This is a genomic window from Pseudomonas sp. P4_C3 (assembly GCF_056402075.1).
This window is the reverse complement of the sequence record NZ_JBFUIC010000740.1, coordinates 1-753: the sequence shown is the minus strand read 5'-3', so window position 1 is coordinate 753 and position 753 is coordinate 1. Positions and strand designations below refer to the sequence as shown.

The window sequence follows — 753 nt, the reverse complement described above, 5'->3', positions numbered from 1 at the left end:
GATCGGCATGGAAGTTCGCGTCAATGGCGAGACTTGGGGCAAAGGTGACAGCTCCAATAAGCTGTGGACGATTGGCGAGCTCATTGCCTGGGCCAGCCTTGGTGAAGCCATCGTGCCTGGCGATGTGATCGGTTCGGGTACCATGGGCGGTGGTTCAGCTTTGGAGCTTGATCGTAAGCTCCAGCCAGGTGATGTCGTCGAAATGATTGTTGAGGGGGTCGGAACCCTGCGCAACACAATGGGGCAACCTATCTCGGGTCTTTGGTGGCCCGAAGAACGCAAGCCATTCATGTGACGTGTATTTGAAATTCACGCGCGCATCAGAGCTCTCAGACCCGGCAAAAGTACGGGTCTGATAAAACAAAAACGCATTCTTTGATAGGTGTTGAAATGAACATCCTTGGCCCGGACACTTTGTATTTTGGTGTTGACGATGTCGCGCTCTGCGAGCGCTTCCTGGAGGATTACGGCCTTGAGCCGGTAGGGGGTGGACGCTTTGAGGCATTGGATGGAACTGGTGTAGTCATCAAGCATCGTGACGATCCGGCTTTACCTGCCTGGAATTTGCCGACTGCAAACATGTTGCGCAAGACAGTGTACGGCGTAAAAGACATCGCGACTCTCGACAGCATCCAGAAGGAGTTTGAGGGCGAGCGTGAAGTCAAGGTTTTGGCCGATGGTTCGCTGGAGCTAGTGGACGATCTCGGATTCTCTCTGGGTTTCCAGGTCTCGATCAGAAAGCCACATAAACTG

General features: G+C 53.5%; 1 protein-coding gene and 1 pseudogene. Both read left to right on the top strand.

The window, feature by feature from the left end; genetic code table 11:
• The coding region (locus AC1DVH_RS32175; protein WP_477757175.1) for a fumarylacetoacetate hydrolase family protein at positions 1-295 on the top strand (295 nt) is incomplete at its 5' end.
• A gap of 95 nt (positions 296-390) precedes the next feature.
• Positions 391-753: pseudogene (locus AC1DVH_RS32170) on the top strand (VOC family protein); the annotation flags it as partial.